The sequence below is a fragment of the Dactylosporangium sp. NPDC051485 genome (assembly GCF_040682015.1).
Lineage (GTDB): Bacteria > Actinomycetota > Actinomycetes > Mycobacteriales > Micromonosporaceae > Dactylosporangium.
In genome coordinates this window covers 1-17,386 of the sequence record NZ_JBFAZW010000166.1, presented here as the reverse complement: position 1 = coordinate 17,386, position 17,386 = coordinate 1, and the positions used below count along the sequence as shown (strand labels likewise).

Here is a 17,386-nt window from a genome sequence, read left to right as displayed (position 1 = left end):
GCCGCTGCGGGGAGCGCTGGCGGCCGGGGCCACCGACCGCGTGCACGCGCAGCCGGACCTCATCGCCGCGGGGGCGGTGGACTCGGCGCTGGAGGAACAGGAGCGTACCGACCGGGAGCTGGTCGCGGCGAGCCGGCGGTCCGCGGCGCTGACCGGCGCGTCGGCCGCGGTCACCGCGCTCTGCGTGGGGCTGAGCGTGCTGGCCGGGCTGGTCGCGGGCGCGATCGCGGTGCGGGCCGGGTCGCTGCCGGGGGAGCTGCTGGCGGTCGTCGTGCTCACCCCACTCGCCGTGTTCGAGACCGTGGCCGTCGTGCCCGTGGCCGCCCAGGGCCTCGCGGCCGCGCGGGCAGCCCTCGCCCGGCTCGCCGAGCTGACGAACATCGCCGACCCGACCCCGGACCCGGCCACCCCGGCGGGCCTGCCGTCTTCGATCGCCGCGACGGAGGCCGGTGCGGTGCTGCGGCTGGAGGGTGTCACGGCCGGGTGGGTCGCGGGGCGGCCCGTGGTGCGGGACCTGTCGTTCGAGGTCCGGGCGGGGCGGCGGGTCGCGCTCGTCGGGCCGAGCGGGGCGGGGAAGACCACCGTCGCGGCGTTGCTGTTGCGGTGGCTGGACCCGGCGGCCGGGCGGGTCACGCTCGGCGGGGTGGACCTGCGCGAGCTGGCCGGGGACGACGTGCGGCGGGTGGTGGGGCTGCTGTCCGACGATGCGTACCTGTTCGACACCACCATCGAGGGGAACCTCCGGGTGGCGCGGGAGGAGGCCACGCAGGAGGAGCTGTTCGAGGCGCTGCGGGCGGCTCGGATCGACGGGTGGGTGCGGTCGTTGCCGGAGGGGCTGGGGACGCTCGTCGGGGAGCACGGGGCCGCAGTGTCCGGTGGGCAGCGGCGGCGGCTCGCGCTGGCCCGGGTGCTGCTGGCCGGGTTCCCCGTGCTGGTGCTGGACGAGCCCACCGAGCACCTCGACGAGCAGACCGCCGGGGAGCTGCTGGACGATCTGCTCGACGCGACCGCGGGGCGGACCGTGGTGCTGATCACGCACCGTACCGATGTGGCGGCCCGGGTCGATGACGTCGTGGTGCTGGAGAAGGGCAGACCGGCCGCCGTCGCATGACGCCGTTGCGGCCGTCTCGGCGAGCCGCCTTGGTAGTTACCCATCCGCTGCCCGAGTTTCGCCGTGCTCGGTGCCTGCGACTGTCCGGAGGGTGGGTGAGGCGGGCTCCGACCCGGCCTCGTTGCCCGCTGCTCGCGTGGCGTCGGGTTGCGGTCGCAGGCGGTTCATGTCTCGCATGGCGGGCAGCGTGAGTACAGCGGTGGTGGCGACAAGGAAGATCGCCGCGAATGTGAGCAGGGTGGTGCGTAGGCCGGTGGCTTCGATGAGGCCGCCCGCCAGCAGCGGGCCTATGGGGGTGCCGATCCAGGCGCTGGCTTTGATCGCGCCGAGCGTGCGGGCGCGCAGCTGTGGCGGGACGCGCTCGTAGAGGACGGCGTGGAGGATCGGATTGAGCCCGCCGACGGCGAGACCGGCGACGAACGCGGCGGTCAGCGCGGGTGGCAGCGTGCCGGTCAGGGCGAGGACGAGTGACAAGGGGGCGCCGGCGACGAGCGTCCCGATCGTGAAGACGACCCGTCTGGGCAGCTTCGGCCCCAACCAGGCGGCGGTGAGTGCACCGATGAGGGCTCCGGCCCCGAGTGCGCCGGCGATGAGGCCAAGGGCTCGGGGCTGGTGCAGGTGCTCGCGGATCCAGACGGGCACGAGCACGGCGTTGATGCCCTGGTCGAGCAGGTTGGTCACGGCGATCATGGCGACCAGCACGAGCAGCAACCGGTCGGTGCGGATGAACCGCGCGCCCTCGGCAAGGTCCGCCGCGTATTGACGTGTGCTCAGTCGCCGTTGCGAACGCTGCGGCTGAGCGGCCGTCGGGACGAGCAGGGCGACGAGTGCGGCGGCGAGCGCGAAGGTGATGCCGTCAACGAGCACGACCGCTGGAGCTCCGAGCGCCGAGACCATGACGCCGGCCGCTGCGGCGCCCACGAACAGGCCGGTCTGGTTTGCGCTGCCGTTCAGGCCGGCGGCACGTTCCAGCGGCACTGCTCCCAGACCTGCCGCTCCGGGCACCAGGACTTGACCTGCGCAGTCGGCCACGCCCCGAAGCGCACCCGCGACGGCCACCAAGGCGGCGAGCGCGCCCGACGGTAGAAGGCCGATGACGTAGAGGCCGGGAATGGCACACACCGCAACGGCTGCGGCGGCGTTGCCCAGCACATATGCCCGCCGGGCGCCGATACGGTCGACCAGCGGTCCGCCGAGCGCCTGCATCGCGACGTACGGCGCCAGCTCAGCGAAGGCGATCAGGCCGGTGCGGGTGGCGCTGCCGGTAGAGGTGAGCACCAGCCACGGGATCGCCAAGGCCGACATCGACGTGCCGAGCACCGAGACGAGGTGGGCAACCAACTGTCCGGTCAGCGGCCGCCGCGAGAGGTTCTTCGTCATGACGCCACGACGTTTCGTGGCCTCTGCTCCATAGCAGCCCCCCGTGGCGGCCCGGCGACGGACACTCGATCGTATCGAGGCTGCGGGATTGGACAAGTGCTCGTGGGTGGGCATCGACGCCTGTGCCGAATCTCCGGGACCACCGGGACCAAGGGCCCGCCGGCGTCGGGGCCGCCGGACACGCCCGCGTCGCCGGGCCGCCACACGGCGATCACGTCCACGTCGAGCGCAATCTTGGTAACGTCCTGAGCGGAGGCACGGGGCGCTCCACTATGGACGTCGGGACGCAGCGCGTTTCCGGTAGCGTTCTTGTGGAGATGCATGCCGGTGGGTCCCGGGCGGGTCGGGACCACCGGCCCTAGTGTGGCGCGGCATGGCGAGCGAAGGTGAAAGCAGGACCACGGCAGACACCGAGGAGGGGAGCATGGCCATGACGCAGACAGCCCGCGCCGGAATCGACCAGGTCGCCGAGGCCTCGATCGCGGCCCTGCGCGCCCCGTCCGTGTTCAACACGCAGCCCTGGCGCTGGCGGCTGGCCGGCGACCGCGGGGAGCTGTGGGCCGATCACTCGCGCCGGCTGTCCGGGCTCGACCCGGAGGGCCACCTGCTGCTGCTCAGCTGCGGCGCGGCGCTGCACCACGCGACCGTGGCGCTGCGCGCGGCCGGATACGCCGCCGACGTCGACCGGCTGCCCGACCCCGGGCGGCCCGACCTGGTCGCCTGGCTGCGGACCGGGGAGCGGGTGGAGTCCGACGACCGGCTGTTCCGGGCGATCTACCAGCGGCGCACCGACCGGCGGCCGTTCGGCGACGAGCGGCCCGCCGCGGCCGTGCTCGCCGAGCTGCGGGTTGCCGCGCTGCGACACGGCGTACACCTGCAGCTCGTGCGGGACGATCAGGTGCCGGCGTTCGCGGCCGCGGTGGCGCACGCCGGGGCGGTCGAGCACGGCGACCGGCGGTTCCGCGACGACCTGCTGGCCTGGACGACCCGCCCGGGGTCGCAGCGCGACGGCGTGTCGGCGCGCACCGTCGTGGCGGCCGGCGGGCGCACGATCGCGCCGCGGGACTTCGCCCAGGCGTGGCCGGCGGGGCTCGCCGCCGGGGCGGGGACGGACCGGGGGACCGTGTATGCGGTGCTGGCCACCGACGCCGAGGAGCCCCGCGACTGGCTGGCCGCGGGCGAGGCGCTCTCCGACGTCTGGCTGACCCTCACCGCGGGCGGGCTGGCCGCCTCGCCGATCAGCGAGGTGGTCGAGGTGCCCGGCGTGCGCGCGGCGCTGCGCCGGCTGATCGGCGGTGCCGGGCGGCCGGCGATCGCCATGCGTATCGGGATTGCCCTGCCCGATAGCGCGACGGTGCCGGCCAGTGCCCGGCGTTCCGGCACCGAGATGGTCGGTCTGGCATGACACGAAGCCAGGCTCATGCAGCGCCCAATCCGGGTAACACAACGGTGCCGGCCGGCGCCCGGCGGTCCGGCACCGAGATGGTCGGTCTGGCGTGACTCGAAGCCAGGCTCGTGCAGTACCGAATCCAAAGGAAGGAACCCTGAGGTGAACACTCTCGGCGACGAGGAAGTCGCACGGCTCGACGCTTGGTGGCGGGCCAACAACTACCTCACCATCGGCCAGATCTACCTCAAGGACAACCCACTGCTGCGCCGGCCGCTCGTGGCGGAGGACATCAAGCCGCGGCTCCTGGGGCACTGGGGGACCAGCCCGGGGCTGTCGTTCATCTACGCCCACGTGTCGCGGCTCATCGGTCGCACCGGGCAGCAGGCGATCTACCTGGCCGGCCCCGGACACGGCGGCCCGGCGCTGGTCGCGGCCGGCTACCTGGAGGGTACGTACAGCGAGATCTACCCCAAGGTCAGTCTCGACGAAGGCGGCATGCTGCGGCTGTTCCGGCAGTTCTCCAGCCCCGGCGGCATCCCCAGCCACGTCTCCGTCACCACCCCCGGCTCCATCCACGAGGGCGGCGAGCTCGGGTACGTCCTGGTCCACGCGTTCGGCGCGGTGATGGACAACCCGGACCTGCTGGCCGTGGCCGTCGTCGGCGACGGCGAGGCGGAGACCGGCCCGCTCGAGGGCTCGTGGAAGGGCATCTCGTTCCTGAACCCGACCCGCGACGGGGCGGTCCTGCCGATCCTGCACCTCAACGGGGCCAAGATCGCCGGCCCGACGGTGCTGGGCCGCAAGGACCCGGCCGAGGTGCGCGCGCTGCTGGAGGGGCACGGCTACGAGGTGCTGGAGGTCTCCGGCTCCGACGTGCCGGGCATGCACCACCGCTTCGCGGCCACCCTGGAGGAGGCCCACGGCAAGATCCGCGCGATCAAGGAGGCCGGCTGGACCGGCGCCCGCCCGCGCTGGCCGCTCATCGTCCTGCGCACCCCGAAGGGCTGGACCGGCCCCGAGAAGGTCGACGGCATCCAGGTGACCGGCACGTGGCGGTCCCACCAGGTGCCCCTCGCCGGCGTGAAGGAGAACCCGGAGCACCTCGCGCTGCTGGAGCAGTGGCTGCGCTCGTACCGGCCGGAGGAGCTCTTCGACGACAACGGCGCCCCGGTCGAGCTGGTGCGCTCCCTGGCCCCGGCCGGCGAGCTGCGCATGAGCGCCAACCCGCACGCCAACGGCGGCCTGCTCACCCGTGACCTGGCCCTGCCCGACTTCCGCAAGTACGCGATCGACGTCCCGGCCCCGGCGACCGAGCGGGCCGAGTCGACCCGCCGCCTCGGCGAGCTGCTGCGTGACGTGTACCGCGACAACCCCGACAACTTCCGCCTCTTCTGCCCCGACGAGACCAACAGCAACCGGCTCGGCGCCGTGTTCGACGTCTCCGACCGGGCGTTCGCCGAGCGGGTCACCGACGCCGACGTGGCCATCTCCCACGACGGGCGGGTCATGGAGGTGCTCTCCGAGCACAACTGCCACGGCTGGCTGGAGGGCTACAACCTCACCGGCCGGCACGGCATGTTCGCCACGTACGAGGCCTTCGCGATGGTCTCGGCGTCGCAGACCGTGCAGCACGGCAAGTGGCTGCAGGAGGGCGACCGGCTGCCGTGGCGGGCCAAGGTGCCCAGCTTCAACATCCTGCTCACCTCCACCGCCTGGCGCAACGACCACAACGGCTTCTCGCACCAGGGGCCCGGGCTGATCCAGGTCGTGCTCACCCAGCGCGGCGACATCGCCCGGGTGTACCTCCCGCCGGACGCCAACTGCCTGCTGTCGGTGGCCGACCACTGCCTGCGGTCGCGCTCCTACATCAACTGCATCGTCATCGACAAGCAGCCGCAGCTGCAGTACCTCGACATGGACGCCGCCGCCGAGCACTGCGCCCGCGGCGCGGGGATCTGGTCCTGGGCCGGCACCGACGACGGCAGCACCGACCCGGACATCGTGCTGGCCTGCGCCGGCGACGTGGTGACCATGGAGACCGTGGCGGCCGCGCAGATCCTGCGGGAGCGGCTGCCCAAGTTCCGGGTCCGGGTCGTCAACGTCGTGGACCTCATGACCCTGCCGCGGCGCAAGGACCACCCGCACGGCATGAGCGAGACGATGTTCACCGAGCTGTTCACCGACACGGTGGACGTCGTGTTCGCCTTCCACGGCTACCCGGGCGCCGTCCATCAGCTCGTGCACGGCCGGCCGGACGCCGACCGGTTCCGGGTGCGCGGGTTCGTCGAGGAGGGCACGACCACCACGCCGTTCGACATGACCGTGCGCAACCGGGTGTCGCGGTACCACCTGGTCATGGACGCCATCAACAACGCCAAGCGGCTCCCGCCCGGCGCCACCGAGCTCAAGGAGTGGTGCGAGCGTAAGCTGGCCGAGCACGCCGAGTACGTCGTCGAGCACCTCGAGGACATGCCTGACGTGCGGGACTGGAGTCTGTAATGACCACCGGCACGACCGACCGGCTGGCCGCGGCGGCGGATGCCGCCCGGCTGGCCCCCTCGGTGCACAACACCCAGCCGTGGCGCTGGGTGGTGCACGAGGACCGGCTGGAGCTCTACGCGGAGCCCGCACGGCAGCTGAGCGAGCAGGACCCCGACGGGCGCCTGCTGACCCTCAGCTGCGGCGCGGCGCTGCACCACGCCCTGGTGGCGCTGGTCGCCGAGGGCTTCGCCGCGAGGGTGGAACGCCCGGCGGCGGCGCCCCTGGCGGTCGTGCACGCCGAGCCCCAGGGCCCGGCCGATCCTGCGGCGATGCGTCGCCTGCAGTTGCTGCGCGTGCGGCATACGGACCGGCGGGTGGCCTCGGAGGAGCCGATTTCCGCAGCTGTACTGCAGGAGCTCACCGAGGCCGCCCGGCGCTCCGGCGCGCGGCTGGCCGTGCTGAACCGCGACCAGGTCCTCCAGCTGGCGGTGATGATCGAGCACTCCGGCGAGGCCCAGCAGCACGACGAGCGGATGCGCGCGGAGACCGCCGAGTGGGTGGGCGGGGAGCGGCCCGAGGGCACCGGCCTGCCCGATGCCGTCATCCCGGCCGAGCTGCCCCTCACCACGGTCGCCGAGCGCGACTTCGGGGTCGGCACCGGCAAGCTGGACGCCGGGGCCGGGCACGACACCGCCGCGCAGTATGCGATCCTGCACGGCGACGGCGACGACCCCGCAGACTGGTTGCGGGCCGGCGAGGCGCTGTCGGAGCTGTGGCTGTCCGCCACCGAGCACGGCGCGGCGGTGCTGCCACTGAGCAGCCCCGTGGAGATGGCCTTCACGCGGCAGGCGCTGCGGCGGATGCTCGGCGAGACCGGCTACCCGTTCCTGGTCCTGCGGCTGGGCACGGCGGACCCGGACCACGCCGGTCCGCCGCACACGCCGCGCCTGTCGGCCGAGCAGGTCATCGAGATCGTGTAGCTAAGGCCTGTTTCATGACTGGGGTGGGAGCGAGGCGGAGTCCAGATTTCGTCTGCGTGCGGCCCGCGGAAGCCAGGCTACCGGTGTTGTAACCGGGCTTTCGCGGGACGTGCGCAGGCGGAATCTGGGCCCGCCGCAGCCCCGCCTCAGTCATGAAACAGGCCTTAAATCGGGATGTGCCAGCGCACCTGTGTGCCGCCCGCGTCCGCCGCCTCGACGGTGCACTGACCGCCGAGGTCGGCGGCGCGGGCGCGCATGTTGGGCAGGCCGTTGCCGCCCTTCGCCAGGTCGCCGAGGCCTCGTCCGTCGTCCTCGACGGTGAGGCCGAGGCGCCCGCCGCCGACGGCGATGGTCACCTTGGCCGACGTGGCCTGGGCGTGCTTGGCCACGTTGCTCAGCGACTCCCGCAGCACCGCCAGCAGCGCCGTGCGGCAGTGGTCCGGCACCGCGGTGTCGATCGGCCCGTCGAGGTGCAGCGTGGGCCGGAAGCCCAGCGACTCGCCGGCCTCGTCGAGCAGGTCCCGGATCTCCTTGCGCAGGCTGTGCTGGGAGGCCCCGCGCAGCTCGAAGATCGCCCCGCGGATGTCGCGGATGGTGGTGTCGAGGTCCTCGGTGACCCGGCCGATGCGCTCGCGCACGTCGTCCTGCGTGGTGCGGTACGCGGCCCCCTGCAGCTGCATGCCGGCCGCGAACAGCCGCTGGATGACCACGTCGTGCAGGTCGCGGGCGATGCGCTCGCGGTCGCCGACCACGGCCAGCATCTCCCGCTCGTCCTGGGCCCGGGCCCGCTCCAGGGCCAGCGCCGCCTGCCCGGCGAACGACTCGACCATCGCCAGCTCGTCGCCCTCGGTGATCGGCGTGCCGTCCCGGCCGAAGGCGACGACCAGCGCGCCCAGCGCCACCCCGCCCACGGCCAGCGGCACGAGCAGCGCGGTGCCGGTCGGCAGCAGGATCGGCCAGTTCGCCGCCGAGCCGAGGTCCGCGCTCACGGCCAGCCGCCGGTGCGCCAGCACCTCGGCGAACTCGCTGCCGGCGACCGGGATCGACCAGCCGGTCGAGCCCTCCGGCCCGCCGGCGGCGACCTCGACGGTGAGCCGCTCGCCGTACTCGTCGGCCAGCAGCACCATGGCCAGCTGGGCCTGCGCCACCTCGCGGGCCCGGGTGGCGACCAGCGCCAGGGCCTCGGTGCGGCGCACCTCCCCGAGCAGCACCGCGGTGATCTCGGCCGCCGCCAGCAGCCAGCGCTGCCGCCGCTCGGCCTGCGCGTAGAGGCGGGCATTGTCGATCGCCGCGCCGGCCGCCACCGACAGCGCCGACATCAGGTCCTCGTCGTCCTGCGTGAACGGCTCCCCGCCGCGCTTCTCGGCGAGGTACAGGTTCCCGAACACCTGGTCGCGGATGCGCACCGGCACGCCGAGGAAGCTGTGCATGGGTGGGTGGTTGGGTGGGAACCCGTAGGCGCGCGGGTGCTTGGTGATGTCCTCGAGCCGGATCGCGCGGGGCTCGTCGATGAGCAGCCCGAGCACGCCGTGGCCGCGGGGCAGGTCCCCGATCGCCGCCCGCTCCGCGTCGCTGACCCCGTGGTTGATGAACTCGACGAGCATCCGGTCCGCGCCGATGACGCCGAGCGCGCCGTACCGCGCGTCGGCCAGCCGGCACGCGGCCTCCACGATGCGCTGCAGCGTGCTGTGCAGGTCGAGGTCGGACCCGATGGCCACGACGGCGTCGAGCAGCGCGCTGAGCCGCTCGCGGCTCGTCATGACCTCGCCGACGCGGGCAAGGAGCTCCTGCAGGAGGGCGTCGAGGTCTACGCGCGAGAGTTCGGGCAGAGGCAGGGACGTCACGGCTTCTTTTGTATCAAGCGCGACGCGAGCACCGCCGCCTGCGTCCGCCGCTCCAGCCCCAGCTTGGCCAGCAGGCTGGAGACGTAGTTCTTCACCGTCTTCTCCGCCAGGAACATCCGCTCGGCGATCTCGCGGTTGGTCAGCCCCTCGGCCACCAGCAGCAGGATCTTGCGCTCCTGCTCGGTGAGGTCCTTGAACTCGTCGGGCTGCTCGGGCCCGCGCCGGATCCGCTCCAGCACCCGCGCCGTGACCGCGGGGTCGAGCAGCGACTGCCCGGCGGCCACCCGCCGCACGGCGTCGACGAGGTCGGTCCCGTGGATCTGCTTGAGCACGTACCCGGCCGCGCCGGCCATGATCGCCGCGAACAGCGCCTCGTCGTCGTCGTACGACGTGAGGATCAGCGCGTTGATCGACGGGTCGACGGAGCGGATCTCCCGGCACACGTCGATCCCGCTGCCGTCGGGCAGCCGCCCGTCGAGGACGGCGACGTTGGGGCGCAGCGCGGGGATGCGGTGAGCGGCCTCGACGGCCGAGCCGGACTCCCCGACGACCTCGATGTCCCCTTCGCGTTCGAGCATCTCGCGGAGACCGAAGCGGACCACCTCGTGGTCGTCGAGCAGAAAGACGCGGATCATAGGTACCTTCCTACCCGACTTCGTCCAGTTCCGCCCGTGTCCAAGGTCCTGCGTTCGGTCAAGAAATCATTTCGGCGTCGGGATTCGGCGGCGGCCGGGTGGCCATCTGCGCCGATGCCGCTCCCATGACCGGGGCAGGCGGGCCCTGGCCGCGCCGAGCCCGAGGTGCCTGCGGCGCTCGGGGTTTCCCAGGGTGGAGACGTCCGCCTATGCTCGGGGCCGCAACGCCGGTGACGGGGGGACCACGGTGGGAGCTGAGACGCGCGTCGATCCAGGTGTGCTGGACGGGCTGGCCAGGACGGTCCGGGAGCTCGGCGACGACCTGGACACGTCCATGGGGTGGCTGGAGCCGAACACCGGCGCGGCGGTCAGCGCACTGCGCGGGTTCGACTCCGCCAACGCGCTCGAGCGCCTGCATCTGGCGTGGGAGGACGCGGCGAAGGGCTTCGGCCGGCACCTGCGGTCGATGGGCGACGCGCTGGGGGCCTGTGCGCGAGACTACCGGTACACCGACCACGCCGCGGCCGGCAACTTCGCCGGGCTGGAGCGGTGAGCCGCCGGTGGTGAGCTTCGCCGATCTGCACGACCTGAAGACGGGGCCGGTCCGGGCGGCCGGGGACAGCTGGCTCGACCTGTCCAACAACGGCGCCCGGCTCATGACCGAGGCCACGGCGGACCTGCTCGGGCCGGGGCACCGCAGCGGCTGGACGGGCGACGCGGCCGACGCGGCGTTCGCGCGGCTGGACAAGGTCGACGACGAGTTCGAGCTGTTCGGCAAGCAGGCCCGGATGGTGTCGGTGACCCTGCACGGCGCCGCGGACCGGCTCGACGGGCTGCAGCGGCAGCTGCACGACGCCATCGACTCGGCGACCGGCCGGGGGATGCGGGTGCGCGACGACGGGACGGTCGAGCCGCGGATCGTCACGTCGGCCGAGGCGGCGGCGATGCCGGAAAATGAGCTGGACCGGCGGCTGCAGCGCGACGCCCGGGAGGCGGGGCTGGTCGAGCAGCACCTGCGCGACCTGGTCAAGCAGGCGACCGACTTCGACCACGCGCTGACCCAGGTGCTCAACCGGCTCGTGCCGCTGGACCCGAACGCGATGACCGAGGGGGAGTGGCTCGACGCCCAGCAGGACGCCGCGATGGTCGCCGCGCTGTTCGGCAAGGACGTCAGCGCCGTGCCGGCGGCGGGCACCAACCCGGCCGACGCGAAGGCGTGGTGGGACGGGCTGGCGCCGGACGACCGGGCGCTGTACCTGGCCGCGTACCCGGACCGGGTCGGCGCGCTGGACGGGCTGCCGGCCAACGTGCGCGACGACGCCAACCGGCAGAAGCTGCGCGACGACATCGTGATGATGCGCAACGGCCAGTGGCCCAAGGACGTCCCGCACGGCGGGCGGGATCCGCTCGACACCGCCAACCGGCTGCTGAACTCGCTCGAGGAGTCGGAGTACTCGGCGAACCCGGACAAGCGGCTGTACCTGCTGGGCCTGGACAACACCGGCGACGGGCGGGCGATCATCGCCCTGGGCAACCCGGACACGGCCGCGCACACGGGGGTGCTGGTGCCGGGCGTGAACACCGAGCTCGGCGACTTCAGCGGGCAGGTGAGCCGGCTCGACCGGCTGCAGACCGCCGCCGACGCCTACAACAACGGCAGCACGTCGATGATCTGGTGGCTCGACTACGACGCCCCCGAGGCCGACCTCGGCTCGCCCAGCTCGTGGATGACCGCCGTCGGCAGCGACCGGGCCGTCGACGCGGCCGGGCGCCTGCAGAACTTCGACCTCGGCCTGTCCACGTCGCACAACGGCGGCTCGACCGACCTGACGGTCATCGGGCACAGCTACGGCTCGACCGTCGTCGGCAACGCCTCCAGCACCGGCGACGGCCTGCACGCGAACAACGTCATCGTGCTGGGCAGCCCCGGCATGGACGTCGAGTCGGTCGGCGGCCTGAAGATCGACAAGACGCACGTGTACGCCGGGGCGGCCACCGACGATCCGATCTCGTACATCGGCGACGCCCACTCCCTGGTCGGCTTCCTCGGCGTCGACGTCGGCCACGGCACCGATCCGGCCTCGGCCGTCTTCGGCGGCAACGTCCTGAACATCGACACCTCCGGCCACAGCGGATACTGGAACCAGAACTCGGTCAGCCTGGCCAGCCAGGGCGCGATCATCGCCGGCCGGCCCGACAACGCCTCCCTGTACTCGAGGGCATCATGAATCGCCGTCACGCGCTGCCCGCCGCCATCGCGCTCGTGCTGACCCTGTCGGGGTGCGGGCTGTTCGGAAAGGACAAGCCGTTGCAGGTCAAATCCCCCGACGACGTCAAGGCCGAGATCGCCGCCGTCCTGCAGCAGATCCTCGACGACGCCACCCCCGGCACCACCCGCAAGGACAACGGCGTGTCCATCGCGCCCTGCGGCGACGGCGACGCGAACCCCGACGGGCGGTTCGACGCGGTCTCGAGCTGGGTCCTGTTCCCGCCGGAGCAGCAGACCGTTCCCATGATCGACGCCATGCCCGACAAGTGGAAGGCCCATGGCTGGACCATCCTGGAGAACGGCATGCTCAACGACAAGGTCCGCCGGCTGCGGGCCGAAACGCCGAACCACTACGGCATCATCATCTCCGACAACACCAACGGCACCGCCGGGGTGCTGATCAGCAGCGACTGCTACCGCCCGCCGAACCCGGACATGGTCCACTTCTGACCCGCGACCATCCGCTGGACGCACCCGCGGTACGTCAGGCAGGGATGACGAGGGCGCAGCCGCCGTCGTAGCGGCGGTAGGCCAGGTTGCCCCGGCCGGTGGCGGGGTCGGTGAAGAAGAGGAACGGCAGCCAGCCCTCGGTCAGGTGGGCGGCGGCCTCCGCCGGGGTGAGCACCGGGGTCGGGCGGGGGTTCACGGTCGGGGTCGGGGTGCCACTGGGCCCGGCCGGGTGGCGGCTGTGCTGCCGGGAGAGCTGCAGGCCGGTCGGCCCGGCGCGGTGCACCAGCGCGTCCTCGCCCGTCTCGGCGTCGGTGAACAGGTGGGCGTCGTAGTCCATGGCGGCGAGGTGGGCGCCGGCCTGGCAGGAGCGCTGGCGGTGCAGGCGGACCGGCTTGTGGCGGGTGACCTCGGCGCGGCCGGGGACCGCGAGGGGGCGCCGCTCCGGGTCGGGCCACGGCCAGGGGTCCCAGGCGGTGGTGAGGCGGCGGATCTGGCGGTCCAGGCGCACCGTGGCGGCGGCCAGCGTGGCCGCGGGGGACGGGCCGGCCACCTGGATGCGCGCCGGGGCGCCGCAGACCCTGAGGTTGACCTGGATCAGCGTCGGGCCGTCCGGGCAGGGGGCGGCGGTCACCCGGACCTCGGGGCGGTCGGCGCCGCGGTGGCGGCCCACCACCGCGGTGATCATCGCCTGGGCCGCCGTCTCCACTGTCTGCGACATGGGGTCACTGTGCTCGTGCCGTACACCCGCGCACCAGTGCCGAAAGTCCCGGCCTCAGCCGGCCTCGAGGTCCACGACGATTGGGCACGCGGGGCGCGGACCTGCGTGGCACCATCGGCGGGATGACCAGACAGACGCGTCATCTGAGCGTGTACATCGACCGCCCCGTCGCCGAGGTCTACGCCTTCGCCGCCAATCCCGCCAACCTGCCCCGCTGGGCGCCCGGGCTGGGCAGCTCGGTGGTGCAGGAGGACGGCGCCTGGTTCGTGGAGACGCCCGAGGGGCGGGTCCGGGTGACGTTCGCGCCGCCGAACGAGTACGGCGTGCTCGACCACGAGGTGCTGACCCCGTCCGGGGACACCGTGTACGTGCCGCTGCGGGCCATCGCCGACGGCCCCGGCTGCGAGGTGGTCTTCACGCTGCGCCGCCTGCCAGGCATGACCGACGACGAGTTCGACCGCGACACCGGCCTGGTCAGCGGCGACCTGGCGCTGCTCAAGCAGGTCCTCGAGACCGCCTGAGATCCTGGCACCTACGATTTGCCATCGTATCTCCTTGATTGAGGCAGTGCTGGTGGCACGAACTGGGGAGTCTCATCTACTAACATCGGTAGTAGTGTTCGGGAGGCGAGGCCAGCACGGCACGCCACCATTCCCGAAAGGAACCCGCACATGAGCGAGTACGGCGACTTCAGCATGGGTCACCAGTCCGGCGACCTGGAGCAGCTGCACCAGGAGGCCGGCAGCGAGCAGGACTACAACTCGCAGTTCGGCGTCTTCGGCCAGGACCACAGCGCGGCCGAGTCGACCGACTTCGAGACCGGCCGGCACGTCGAGTTCACCGGCGCGGACGGCAGCCACTTCGAGTCGACCGACTACACCAGCTACTCCAACGACTCGACGGAGTCCGACTCGGTGTTCGCCGCCCAGGGCAGCGAGTCCTCGCACGTCGCCGAGTTCTCCGGCCTCGACGCGCTGCGGGCGCAGTTCGACACGAGCTTCGCCGCGGGCACGCACCTCAATGGCGGCGACGCCGGGCTGTCGATCGCCTCGGCCTGACCGCGGCGGGCATGGCCGGGCCGGTTTCCGGTCATGCCCGTCCGCGGCCCTTGCGCGGGGCGATACGCTGACAACATATGCGGACTTTCGCATGAGTCTGCCGGGCATGGAGTTGACACCTTGGACCACCACCATGAGGACCACCACGACGACGACGGCCACAGTCACGGCGTCTCCGCGGACGCGGACCGGCGCTGGCTGGGCCTGGCGCTCGGCCTGATCGTGGCGTTCATGGCCGTGGAGGTCGTGGTCGGGCTGCTGGCCGGTTCACTGGCGCTGCTGTCCGACGCCGCCCACATGCTCACCGACGCCGGGGCGATCGTCCTGGCACTGGTGGCGATGCGGCTGGCCGCGCGCCCCCCACGGGGTGGCTACACCTTCGGGCTCAAGCGGGCCGAGATCCTGTCGGCCCAGGCTAACGGGCTGACGATGCTCCTGCTCGCGGCGTGGCTCGGCGTCGAGGCGGTGCAGCGGCTGGTGCACCCGCCCGCGGTCAGCGGCGGGCTGGTGCTCGTGACCGCGCTGGCCGGGATCGTGGTGAACCTGGCCGCCGCGTGGGCGATGTCGCGGGCCAACCGCGCGAGCCTCAACGTGGAGGGCGCCTTCCAGCACGTCCTCAACGACCTGTTCGCGTTCATCGCCGCCGCGGCGGCCGGCGTGGTCATGGTGACGACCGGGTTCACCCGGGCCGACCCGATCGCCACGCTGGTCGTGGTCGCACTCATGATCAAGGCCGGGCTGGAGCTGGTCCGGGCCTCGGGCCGGATCTTCCTGGAGGCGGCCCCGCCGGGCATCGAGCCGTCCGCGCTGGGCACCCGGCTGGCCGGCCTCCCGGACGTGGTCGAGGTGCACGACCTGCACGTATGGGAGATCACCTCGGGCGAGCCGGCGCTGTCGGCGCACGTGCTGGTGGCCGAGGACGGCGACTGCCACGCCGTGCGGCAGGCGATCGAGCGGCTGCTGCGCCAGGAGTACCGCATCACGCACAGCACGCTGCAGGTCGACCACGCCGACACCGGCCCGGCGGTGCCGTCCGGCGACGAGGCCGGGCCCGACCCGCACTGCACCGGCCCGCACGGCGCGTTGTACCGCCCCGCGACGACCTGACCCGGCACGCGCCCGGGGGGCCGCGCGGGCCGCTACGGGGTTGTCGAGCGCCGCCGGAGGACCACCACGAGCACGAGCACGCCGGCGACGAGCAGCAGCGCGACGCTCATGAGGGCGATCGCGGCGACCGTGCCGGCGGTGTTCCTGCCGGCGGGCGCCGGCTGGGCGATGGCCGGGCCCGAGATGTCCGGCCCGGCCGCCGGCGCGCCGCCCGTGCTGCTCGGCCCGGTCACCGGCACGGCGCCCGCGGTGCTCGGTGCGGCCGCCGGGCGCAGCGTCAGCACCGGTGCCGGGTGCTCGGGCTCCGGGTTGCCGGCCTCGGGCAGGTCGATCCAGCGTGCGACGCTGCCGTCGCTGTAGGTCTCCAGGGTCTTGAAGGCCAGCGCGTGCGCCGTGGCGGGCAGCCGGGCGACGCGGATCGTGTGCACGGCGTCGGCGCGCGGCCGCAGGGCCGGCCCGGAAACGGTGTAGCCGTCCTCCGCCGCGGTGAACGTCCATCCCGGCGGCGCCGACACCAGCTGCACGTCGGCGATGGCGATGCCGGCCGGCAGCACCACCCGCTCGGCCTCGATGCCGGCCCGTGCGGACTCGCCCTCGCCGGTGAACGTGATCGTCACGTCCCGGGCGCCCGCCTGGGCCTTGTCGGCGGCGACCTTCACGTGTGCGGCGGCGGGTGTGGCGGCGAGCAGGACGGTCGCCGCGCCGGCCGCGATCGCGACCGGGTACGCGACCGCCGGCCGCAGACGGCGTGTCGGCATGATGACCCTCCTCGTGGCCCAGGGGCGAGCTGTTGGCACCGTACTACTATCGTTCTTAGCAGTGCGAGGCGGCGTGGGGAGGAGGCGTCCGTGCAGGGGTTCGGCGAGCTGGAGGCGGCGCTCATGGAGCTGCTCTGGCGGCGCGGGACCGCCACGACGGTCCGGGAGGCGCTGGCCGAGCTGCGCTGGCACCGCGAGCTGGCGTATACGACGGTCATGACCGTGTTCGACAACCTGCACCGCAAGGGCTGGCTGACCCGCGAGCCGGCCGGCCGCGCCTACCGCTACCTCCCGGCCATGAGCCGCGACCAGTACGTGGCCCAGACCATGCACGACGCCCTCGTCGACAGCGGCGACCGGCTGGAGGCGCTGACGGCCTTCGTCGGCAAGATGACCCTGGACGAGGCGGCGGCGCTGCGGGCCGCGCTGAGCACGTATGAGCGCCGGATCGGCGGCCGGTGAGCCCCCTGCTGCTGCTGTGCTTCGCCGCCGCGACGGCGGCCGCAGCGCCCCGGCTGGCCGCGGCCGGCTGGCCGGTGCGGGCGCCGCGCCTGGCGGTCCTGCTCTGGCTGGCGCTGTCCGGTGCGATCGTCGGCAGCGTGGTCCTGGCGGGACTGGGCCTGGCCCTGTACTGGGACCGCACCCACGAACTGGTCGGCGGCGCCTGGCACGTGTGCCTCGACGCGCTGCTGGGCCGGCACGGCCGCCCCGGCCAGGCCGCCGCGGCCGCCGGCCTGCTGGGCATGGGCCTGCTGGGCGCGCGGCTGGCGACCAGCGCGGCGCGGATGATCGGCGCCCAGCGGGCCCGCCGCGCTCAGCTGCGGCTGCTGGTGCGACTGGCCGCCGTGCCCGGCGCGGTGCCGGGGGCGACCGTCGTGCGGCACCACGAGCCCGCCGCCTACCTCATGCCGGGCGGCGCCGACATCATCATCACCTCGGCCGCGGTCGACCGGCTGCGCACCGGTGAGCTGTCGGCGGTGCTCGCGCACGAGCGGGCCCACCACGCCGGCCGGCACTACGCCATCACGCACTGGATGCGGCTGCTGACGCAGGCGTTCCCGTGGGCGCGCTGCTTCCGGCTCGGCCACCGTCAGCTGGACCGGCTCGTCGAGCCCTACGCCGATAACCCCTATCCCGTACCCCTGCTCCCCTATCGGACAAAATCACTGTTCGGCAGTGATGCGGGCCCGAGGGCCACACCGAAT

17 protein-coding genes are annotated in these 17,386 nt (G+C 73.2%); 12 read left to right on the top strand and 5 right to left on the bottom strand.

What is annotated here, in order from left to right; genetic code table 11:
• The coding region (gene cydC / locus AB0M46_RS48025; RefSeq protein ID WP_363347801.1) for a thiol reductant ABC exporter subunit CydC at positions 1-1,111 on the top strand (1,111 nt) is incomplete at its 5' end.
• Between the two features lie 36 nt (positions 1,112-1,147).
• Here cydC and AB0M46_RS48020 read toward each other — a convergent pair.
• Positions 1,148-2,491, bottom strand: coding sequence for an MFS transporter (locus AB0M46_RS48020; protein ID WP_363347799.1), 1,344 nt, complete (start codon positions 2,489-2,491; stop codon positions 1,148-1,150).
• A 430-nt stretch (positions 2,492-2,921) separates the two neighbouring features.
• Between AB0M46_RS48020 and AB0M46_RS48015 the strand changes: the two genes are divergently transcribed.
• From AB0M46_RS48015 to AB0M46_RS48005, 3 genes are all read left to right on the top strand, one after another.
• The gene (locus AB0M46_RS48015; RefSeq protein ID WP_363347797.1) at positions 2,922-3,896 is read left to right on the top strand and encodes a nitroreductase; all 975 of its coding nucleotides are present in this window, start codon (positions 2,922-2,924) and stop codon (positions 3,894-3,896) included.
• A 144-nt stretch (positions 3,897-4,040) separates the two neighbouring features.
• Positions 4,041-6,380 carry a phosphoketolase family protein gene (locus AB0M46_RS48010; RefSeq protein WP_363347794.1) on the top strand — a complete coding sequence of 780 codons (2,340 nt, stop codon included), beginning with the start codon at positions 4,041-4,043 and terminating at the stop codon, positions 6,378-6,380.
• A complete protein-coding gene (locus AB0M46_RS48005; RefSeq protein WP_363347792.1) occupies positions 6,380-7,342 on the top strand; it encodes a nitroreductase family protein in 963 nt (320 codons plus the stop codon). Before AB0M46_RS48010 ends, AB0M46_RS48005 begins: the two co-directional genes overlap by 1 nt.
• Before the next feature lie 164 nt (positions 7,343-7,506).
• Here the strand turns inward: AB0M46_RS48005 and AB0M46_RS48000 are convergent, their stop codons facing one another.
• Positions 7,507-9,171 carry a GAF domain-containing protein gene (locus AB0M46_RS48000; protein WP_363347803.1) on the bottom strand — a complete coding sequence of 555 codons (1,665 nt, stop codon included), beginning with the start codon at positions 9,169-9,171 and terminating at the stop codon, positions 7,507-7,509.
• A gap of 11 nt (positions 9,172-9,182) precedes the next feature.
• Positions 9,183-9,821: a response regulator transcription factor gene (locus tag AB0M46_RS47995; protein ID WP_363347790.1), complete on the bottom strand. Its 639-nt coding sequence runs from the start codon at positions 9,819-9,821 to the stop codon at positions 9,183-9,185.
• A gap of 247 nt (positions 9,822-10,068) precedes the next feature.
• On the opposite strand from AB0M46_RS47995, the gene AB0M46_RS47990 reads away from it, so the two are divergent.
• From AB0M46_RS47990 to AB0M46_RS47980, 3 genes are read left to right on the top strand one after another with little or no spacing between them, the layout of a single operon-like run.
• Positions 10,069-10,374 carry a hypothetical protein gene (locus AB0M46_RS47990; protein ID WP_363347788.1) on the top strand — a complete coding sequence of 102 codons (306 nt, stop codon included), beginning with the start codon at positions 10,069-10,071 and terminating at the stop codon, positions 10,372-10,374.
• Between the two features lie 10 nt (positions 10,375-10,384).
• Positions 10,385-12,049, top strand: coding sequence for an alpha/beta hydrolase (locus AB0M46_RS47985; RefSeq protein ID WP_363347786.1), 1,665 nt, complete (start codon positions 10,385-10,387; stop codon positions 12,047-12,049).
• Entirely contained in the window at positions 12,046-12,540 is a 495-nt protein-coding gene (locus tag AB0M46_RS47980) for a hypothetical protein (protein WP_363347784.1), read from the top strand. Before AB0M46_RS47985 ends, AB0M46_RS47980 begins: the two co-directional genes overlap by 4 nt.
• Positions 12,541-12,574: 34 nt before the next feature.
• Here AB0M46_RS47980 and AB0M46_RS47975 read toward each other — a convergent pair whose 3' ends face one another.
• Positions 12,575-13,258: a hypothetical protein gene (locus AB0M46_RS47975; protein ID WP_363347782.1), complete on the bottom strand. Its 684-nt coding sequence runs from the start codon at positions 13,256-13,258 to the stop codon at positions 12,575-12,577.
• 122 nt (positions 13,259-13,380) lie between these two features.
• On the opposite strand from AB0M46_RS47975, the gene AB0M46_RS47970 reads away from it, so the two are divergent.
• From AB0M46_RS47970 to AB0M46_RS47960, 3 genes are all read left to right on the top strand, one after another.
• Complete coding sequence (locus tag AB0M46_RS47970; RefSeq protein WP_363347780.1) at positions 13,381-13,779, top strand: SRPBCC family protein; 399 nt, start codon at positions 13,381-13,383, stop codon at positions 13,777-13,779.
• A gap of 150 nt (positions 13,780-13,929) precedes the next feature.
• On the top strand, positions 13,930-14,316 hold the full coding sequence (locus AB0M46_RS47965) for a hypothetical protein (protein WP_363347778.1): 387 nt from the start codon (positions 13,930-13,932) through the stop codon (positions 14,314-14,316).
• Between the two features lie 120 nt (positions 14,317-14,436).
• The gene (locus AB0M46_RS47960) at positions 14,437-15,423 is read left to right on the top strand and encodes a cation diffusion facilitator family transporter (protein WP_363347776.1); all 987 of its coding nucleotides are present in this window, start codon (positions 14,437-14,439) and stop codon (positions 15,421-15,423) included.
• 32 nt (positions 15,424-15,455) lie between these two features.
• Here AB0M46_RS47960 and AB0M46_RS47955 read toward each other — a convergent pair whose 3' ends face one another.
• Positions 15,456-16,181, bottom strand: a complete 726-nt coding sequence (locus AB0M46_RS47955; RefSeq protein ID WP_363347774.1) for a DUF1775 domain-containing protein — start codon at positions 16,179-16,181, stop codon at positions 15,456-15,458.
• Positions 16,182-16,271: 90 nt separating this feature from the next.
• Between AB0M46_RS47955 and AB0M46_RS47950 the strand changes: the two genes are divergently transcribed.
• Both AB0M46_RS47950 and AB0M46_RS47945 read left to right on the top strand, forming a co-directional pair.
• On the top strand, positions 16,272-16,643 hold the full coding sequence (locus AB0M46_RS47950; RefSeq protein WP_363347772.1) for a BlaI/MecI/CopY family transcriptional regulator: 372 nt from the start codon (positions 16,272-16,274) through the stop codon (positions 16,641-16,643).
• Positions 16,640-17,386 (top strand): M48 family metalloprotease (locus AB0M46_RS47945; RefSeq protein WP_363347770.1); only part of this gene is annotated, 747 nt, incomplete at its 3' end. The genes AB0M46_RS47950 and AB0M46_RS47945, both read left to right, overlap by 4 nt.

Excerpts from the sequence above, each read along its gene's own strand:
- AB0M46_RS48020 (WP_363347799.1), bottom strand. The coding sequence starts at position 2,491 with ATGACGAAGAACCTCTCGCGGCGGCCGCTGACCGGACAGTTGGTTGCC.
- AB0M46_RS48015 (WP_363347797.1), top strand. The coding sequence starts at position 2,922 with ATGACGCAGACAGCCCGCGCCGGAATCGACCAGGTCGCCGAGGCCTCG.
- AB0M46_RS48005 (WP_363347792.1), top strand. The coding sequence starts at position 6,380 with ATGACCACCGGCACGACCGACCGGCTGGCCGCGGCGGCGGATGCCGCC.
- AB0M46_RS47995 (WP_363347790.1), bottom strand. The coding sequence starts at position 9,821 with ATGATCCGCGTCTTTCTGCTCGACGACCACGAGGTGGTCCGCTTCGGT.
- AB0M46_RS47980 (WP_363347784.1), top strand. The coding sequence starts at position 12,046 with ATGAATCGCCGTCACGCGCTGCCCGCCGCCATCGCGCTCGTGCTGACC.
- AB0M46_RS47975 (WP_363347782.1), bottom strand. The coding sequence starts at position 13,258 with ATGTCGCAGACAGTGGAGACGGCGGCCCAGGCGATGATCACCGCGGTG.
- AB0M46_RS47970 (WP_363347780.1), top strand. The coding sequence starts at position 13,381 with ATGACCAGACAGACGCGTCATCTGAGCGTGTACATCGACCGCCCCGTC.
- AB0M46_RS47965 (WP_363347778.1), top strand. The coding sequence starts at position 13,930 with ATGAGCGAGTACGGCGACTTCAGCATGGGTCACCAGTCCGGCGACCTG.
- AB0M46_RS47955 (WP_363347774.1), bottom strand. The coding sequence starts at position 16,181 with ATGCCGACACGCCGTCTGCGGCCGGCGGTCGCGTACCCGGTCGCGATC.